The organism is Streptomyces sp. NPDC051738 (genome assembly GCF_044453205.1).
Lineage (GTDB): Bacteria > Actinomycetota > Actinomycetes > Streptomycetales > Streptomycetaceae > Streptomyces.
In genome coordinates, this window is sequence record NZ_JBITCM010000038.1 from 43,848 (window position 1) to 50,317 (window position 6,470).

Genomic DNA, 6,470 nt, shown 5'->3' on the forward strand with positions numbered 1-6,470 from the left:
TCAGCAGGGCTTCACGTACGCGATCCCGCGCCACTGGCCGTGCTTGGTGCCATAAGGGGCCGGAGGCGTGGAGCCCACCCACTCCTTGTTGGCGTTGTACCAGTTCCCCACCCGACCGCGGGTCTGGTTGTTGTACCAGGAGCCCCCGCTGGTCCAGCCACTTGGCTTCCTGTGGAACGTGCACGAGAACCACTCGCGCTCCGCGCCTGTGTAGTTGGCGCCTGAGTAGCCGCACAAGGCCTTGTAGGTGCAGGTGTGGGCCGCGGCCGATGTGTCACCGCTCTTGCCGAGCTCGCGCGCGTACTTCTCACCGGGCAGAGGCAGCAGCAGCCGGCCGTCCGTGTAGCGGATCTCATTGGCGGCGGCTTGCCTGCCGCCGTCCTTGGCCAGCATCGTGTCGACTTCGTTCTGCAGTGCTGTGGCCTCCGTTGCTGTCAACCCCGCCGCAGATGCCTGCGCCCGGAAGGCGGATCGGCTCGTGTCAGCAGAGGCGGTGCCGTCGGCGAACGCTGCTGGAGAGGTGATGACAGCAGCGATCAGGAGAGCGGAGCCGGTGGCCACCGATAGGCGGTTTCCGAGTTTCATGCCGCAAGGTCCCTTCACATGGTGGGCAGATCGAGCAGGCATCTGTCTTGCTTCTGGGAACAGGTCCCGGACACATCCGATGCGTCAGTCCTGCAGGGCGGCCACTGGGGTCGCCCTGGATCGAGTTCACCGGGTCTCGGGTTGTTGCACAGCCGTGTCCCGGGCGTGAAACAAAGCAGGTCACAGGCTTGGGTTGGCGAGATGGTGTCTTTCGCGGTGGTGGGGCGCGTGTTGGGATGAGACGCCGCTACTGGTCACGGGGCGGCACGGGGGAGGAAGCGATATGGGGCGTCCGGAGGCGGACCTCGATCCGGGGATGGGTCCGGTTCAGCGGTTTGCGTTCGAGTTGCGCAAGCTGCGTCAGGAAGCGGGCGGCATCACCTACCGGCAGATGGCCCGGCAGGTGGAGGTCTCGGTCGCCACCCTGTCCAGAGCGGCCAAAGGAGAGCAACTGCCCTCCTTGCCGGTGGCCTTGGCCTACGTGCGGGCATGCGGCGGCGATGAGCAGGCGTGGGAGCAGCGCTGGCGCGAGGCGGTCACGGAGCAGGCCCGGGCCGCCGACCTCGTGGCGGACGAGACCGCCCCTTCCCCCTACCGTGGCCTGGCCCGGTTCGACGTGGGCGATGCGGAGCTCTTCTTCGGCCGGGACGAGATGACCGATGCGCTGGCCCGCGCGGTGACGGAGCATCGCGTGTTTGCGGTCTTCGGGCCCTCCGGCAGCGGCAAGTCGTCCCTGCTGCGGGCCGGGCTGATTCCCCGCCTGCGCAGCCTGGAAGGACCGCACCGGCCGGCGGCGGTGCGGATCCTCACCCCGGGCGAGCATCCCCTGCGCAGCCACGACACGGTGTGCGTACCGGCCCCGGGCGAGGGGGACACCTGGCTGGTCGTGGATCAGTTCGAGGAGGTCTTCACCCTCTGCCACGACACGGCAGAGCGGGCCGGCTTCCTTGCCCGCCTGCTGGCCGCCGCCGAGCCCGCGAGCCGGCTGCACGTCGTCCTCGGCCTGCGCGCCGACTTCTACGGCCGCTGCGCCGAGCACCGCGAGCTCGCCGACGCCCTGCGCGAGGCCAACCTGCTGGTGGGACCGATGAGCCCGGCCGAGCTTCGCGAGGCCGTCGTCAGACCCGCCCAGGCCGCCGGGCTGATCGTCGAGCGCGAGTTGACCGCCCGCCTCGTGGAGGAGTCCGGCGGCGAGCCGGGCGGCCTGCCACTGCTCTCCCACGCCCTGCACGAGACCTGGCGGCGGCGCCGCGGCCGGGCGCTCACCATGGAGGCATACGAGGCGGCGGGCGGCGTGCATGGCGCGATCGCGCAGACCGCCGAGGAGGTCTACACCCGCCTGTCTGCCGGCCACGCTCGCCTGGCCCGGCTGATCCTGCTGCGGCTGATCGCCCCCGGCGAGGGCTCCCAGGACACCCGGCGCCCGGTCGACCGGAGCGAACTCGACCTCGGCACCGCCTCCCCAGATGACATAGCCCTTGTCCTGGACCGGCTGGCCCGCGCCCGGCTGCTCACCCTCGACGAGGACACCGTCGACCTCGCCCACGAGGCCCTGATCTCCGCCTGGCCCCGCCTGCGTGGCTGGATCGAGGAAGACCGCGCGCATCTACGCGTCCACCGCCGGCTGACCGAGGCAGCCCACGCCTGGGACGGCCTCGGCCACGACCCGGGGGCCCTCTACCGCGGCACCCGCCTGGCCGAAGCGGAAGACGCCTTCGCCGCACCCGATCGCCGAGGCGGTCTGACACCGCTGGAAGCGGCATTCCTCACCGATAGCACCGCTGCCCGCCGCCGCGAGCAGCAGGCAGCCGCCCGCAGCACACGGCGACTGCGCACACTCATCGCCGCCCTCGCCATCCTGGCTGTGATCGCCTCCGCGGCCGCCGTCACCGCCTTCCAGCAACGGGCCACCGCCCGAACACAACGTGACATTGCCATAGCCCAGCACGTCTCCGCCGAAGCGGACCAGTTGCGCGGCACAGAGGTGTCTGCCCAAAGCCAGAACGTGTCCGTCGCAGCGCAACTCGATATCGCCGCCTACCGCATGAACCGCTCACCGCAGGCCTACACCAACCTGATCAATGCCGCAGCGGCCCCCCTGTTCTCCACCCTCCCCGGCCAGGCGGACATCGACGAGGCGGCGCTCAGCCCGGACGGGCGCGTCCTGGCCACGGTCCTCACCGACGGCAAGATCCGGCTGTGGGACACCACCGGTCACGCCGCGCCCAAACACTTCGCCCATCCCGTCCCCGGCGACAAGGCCGCATTCAGTCCCCGCGGGGACGTGTTGGCCACCGTCACCGAGAGCCCCGACCCCAACAGCACGAACAGTACGCTCCGCTTGTGGGACACCACACGGCCCGCACACCCCACCGCGCTCAGCGCCCCTGTCCGCATCGATGTCGCCAACGAAATGGCCTTCAGCCCCGATGGGCAGACCCTGGCCATCACCGCGGACGACGACGATGGCAGCGGGAACACACACGTCCACCTGTGGGACACCAGCCGCCCGGCACACCCTCGGCCTCTCGGCACCCCCATCCTCGGCGAAGAGGCCGTGTTCAGCCCTCAGGGACACATACTGGCCACCGCCGGCGCCGCCTCCGGAGAGTACGAAGTTCAACTGTGGGACACCACCGACCCCGCACAGGTCAAGCGCCTCGGCACCCCTCTTCCGGGCCGCGCGGCAGCGTTCAGCCCCCGTGGCCACCTCCTGGCCACGACAACCGCCACCGACGATGAGCCCGACGGCACCGTCCAGTTGTGGGACACCACGCGTCCTTCTCAAGCAAAGCGCCTCGGCGCCCCTCTTGCCGTTCCCCACGACAGCGTTGCCGAGATGGCCTTCAGCCCCGACGGATACGCCCTCGCCACCGCCCAGAACACCACAGTGCGCCTGTGGAACGTCACCAACCCCGACAGCCCCACCGCCCTGGGCCGACCCCTCGCCCGGCCAGGGACACATACCTTGACGTTCACTCCCGACGGACACTGCCTGATCACCGTCGATGAAACGGTCCGACTCTGGACGCTCCCCCCAACTTTCCTGACACGCCGACCAGGCTCCGTCACCGCAGTGTCCTTCAGTCCCGACGGGCACACCCTCGCCACGGCCGAGGACTCCCCGGACAGCGACACCGGGGGCGGGGTCCGGCTGTGGAACACCACCGACCCGACACGGCCCCAGCGCCGTGGCACCCCTCTCCCCGGCACCGTCGCAGCATTTGGGTCCCGCGGACGCATCCTGGCTACCGCAGCCACCTCCACTCAGGGCACCGGCGGCGCGCTGTGGCTGTGGGACACCACCGACCCCGCACGCCCCACACTCCTGCGCCCTGCCCTCCGCGTGCCCGTGGACGGCTGGATCTCCGCGCTGGCATTCAGCCCCGACGGGCGCACTCTTGCCCTCGCAGCCGATCAGAACAAGATCTGGCTTTGGAACACCAGCACCCCTGCACGCCCCAAGCGGCACAGCCGCCCTCTCACTACCAGCACCAGCGACCTCGTCTCGGTGGCTTTCAGCTCCGACGGACGCACCCTGATCGCCGGCAACTACGACGATCCCTATTCCTTCTGGGACATCACAGCTCCCGAACGCCCCAAACCCGTCGCACGCCCTCGCACCAGCCTTGCCAGCTTCCTCGCCGGCGGCACCACGTCCTTCGCCGCGATAGCGAACAGCCCCGACGGGCACACCCTCGCCACCGCCGGCGACGATGAGGACGCCCGGTTGTGGAACCTCGCCGACACCCCTCAGCCTTCCCTTCTCGGCAACCCCCTCAAGGGGCACACGGAACCCGTGACCGCGGTGACTTTCAGCGCTGACGGGCGCACTCTCGCCACGGGCAGCGAAGATGGCACAACCCTGCTGTGGGAATTGAACGCCGACCGGGCCATCCAGCGCATCTGTGCCGCCACCGAGCACACGTTCTCCAGAAAGCAGTGGCGGCAGTACGTGGGAGCCGTCGCCTATCAACCCCCCTGTCCCTGAGGCATCCACCTGCGCCAGCTGGCCGACCTGCCTCACACGATCTTCGACGATGCAGGGGCCGGGCACTCCTACGACCAGATCGCCTGCACGCAGCGATACAGGCCTGGGCTGAGCACCGAATGTACCGGGCGGCACAAGCCTGAACGACGAGAACGACTGCCGCCGCAGGACTTCGGCCCTTGGGCGGCCAGCTGATTACGGACGCATCTGCCGGACCTGCCTTACCGCAAAGCATGCTGATGATCCGCCTTACCCCGACCAACATCAGAGCCTGTCCCTCATCCCAGGCCAGAAGTACGAGGGCCGGATCAGCGAAGAGGAGCTGGCCGAGGAGACGGGGCTGACCCCGGGACCAGATCGAGGCCGGCGTGATGTGGCAGAACCTGGAGCTCCTGCGCCAGCGCCCCGCCCAAAGATCCACATCAGGAGTTCAGACACAGGCTCTCAGCTTGTTCTTTATCTACCAAGATCTTCCGGGTTTGCCGATGGCCTTGAGGGTTTCGGGGCGTTTGACGGTCTTGCCGACGTCGTAGCGAGGCGCCCGGTGTTTGTTCTTGGCGCCGGGTGGCCGTCCCGGGCCTGCGCCCCGGGGTTTGGGAACACGGGTCGGGCAGGCGAGGCGAGCGCGGATGTTCCTGAACCCCCGGCGGACCCGGGCCGGGGTGAGCCGGTCGGAGGTGGTGGGCTTCTCCCAGGGCCGGCGGAGGTCCGCGGTGACGGGCCGGGCGAGCCGGAGCTGGGTGTGGGCGACGATCAGGATCCAGGTCCAGCGGTCCGCCGCTTCGGGAGTACGGAGTTTCGGGGTGGTCCAGCCGAGGGTCTGCTTCGCGAAGCGGAAGGTGTGCTCCAGATCGAAGCGGCGGAGAAATGCCTGCCAGAAGCGGTCCACGTCGTCCGGGGTGGCGCCGGTCGTGGAGGACCACAACCACACCGGCGGGGCATCCCGGTCCTTCGACAGATGCTCGACTTTCAACCGGATCAACGTTCCCTCGACCAGGGGAAGTTCACCGTCGTGGTCGAGCCAGGAGGAGCGGTGGGTGAGCCGTGGGTGGACCCGGTCCCACGCCTGGGTCTCTGCCTTGCCGTAGTTGGCGGTATCGGTGACCGTGGTGATCGCGGGCTCGGGCCAGGTCTCCGGCTTGGTGAAGCGGAATTCCGGGCCGTGCTTGGGCGGCCGGCCGCCCTTCGGGTCGTAGACACGAGGCGGCTTCGGCAGTCGCATGACGCGGTCGGAGCGGACCCGGCCGACCAGCTCGACCGGCAGATCACGCAGGACCCATGCCAGGCGGGTGACGTCGTAGCCAGCATCGCTGACGATCACGATATGCGGGTCCCCGGTCTGCCACTGGCCGACGGCGATGAGCCGTTCGACGACTCCTCGGAGCTGGTCGGCGGTGACCGCGGTCGCGTCGTCCACCGGGCCGAGCCGGACCGCGTCCAGGATCGCGGTCCAGGACGTGGCTCCCGGCTCCAGTACGGCGACGAAGGAGTAGGGCCAGCCCGGGATGAACTGCGACGCTGTCTTCGCGCGGCCGTAGACGTGGCAGAACAGCCGCTCCGCCGAGCACGGCGCGTCCGAGCGAAGCCACGGCGACACATCGACCGCCAGGACCAGGCGCCCGCCGTCGAACCGCGGCAGCGGCAACCCGGCCAGCACCGTCCGCAGCCGATCCACGTCGATCCGGCCGTGATTCAGGCCGCCGTACATCGCTCCGTGCCCACGACGATGCTCGGGCAACAGCGTCAAGTCGACCGGAGACTTCACCGCCCCGTCCGCACACAGCATCGCGTCGACCAGTTCGAACAACTCGTCGCGCCGAGCGGTCAGACACTCGTAGAACTCGCCCCGGAAGCGTGACGCTTCCGCGAACGCATCCCTCCGCACAACATCAGG

Annotated in this window: 3 protein-coding genes; 1 reads left to right on the top strand and 2 read right to left on the bottom strand. The window is 69.3% G+C overall.

Annotated features, from left to right (window positions below):
* On the bottom strand, positions 1-585 hold the full coding sequence (locus ACIA8X_RS45605) for a hypothetical protein (RefSeq protein WP_393462739.1): 585 nt from the start codon (positions 583-585) through the stop codon (positions 1-3).
* Between the two features lie 283 nt (positions 586-868).
* Here ACIA8X_RS45605 and ACIA8X_RS45610 point away from each other — a divergent pair, with 283 nt between their 5' ends.
* Positions 869-4,576 (top strand): helix-turn-helix domain-containing protein, encoded by a 3,708-nt coding sequence (locus ACIA8X_RS45610; RefSeq protein WP_393462738.1) that lies wholly within the window; start codon positions 869-871, stop codon positions 4,574-4,576.
* 460 nt (positions 4,577-5,036) lie between these two features.
* Here the strand turns inward: ACIA8X_RS45610 and ACIA8X_RS45615 are convergent, their stop codons facing one another.
* Positions 5,037-6,461 (bottom strand): NF041680 family putative transposase, encoded by a 1,425-nt coding sequence (locus tag ACIA8X_RS45615; RefSeq protein WP_393462761.1) that lies wholly within the window; start codon positions 6,459-6,461, stop codon positions 5,037-5,039.
* Between the last annotated feature and the right edge of the window lie 9 nt (positions 6,462-6,470).

Coding starts and splice junctions, on each gene's coding strand:
- ACIA8X_RS45605 (WP_393462739.1), bottom strand. CDS start 585: ATGAAACTCGGAAACCGCCTATCGGTGGCCACCGGCTCCGCTCTCCTG.
- ACIA8X_RS45610 (WP_393462738.1), top strand. CDS start 869: ATGGGGCGTCCGGAGGCGGACCTCGATCCGGGGATGGGTCCGGTTCAG.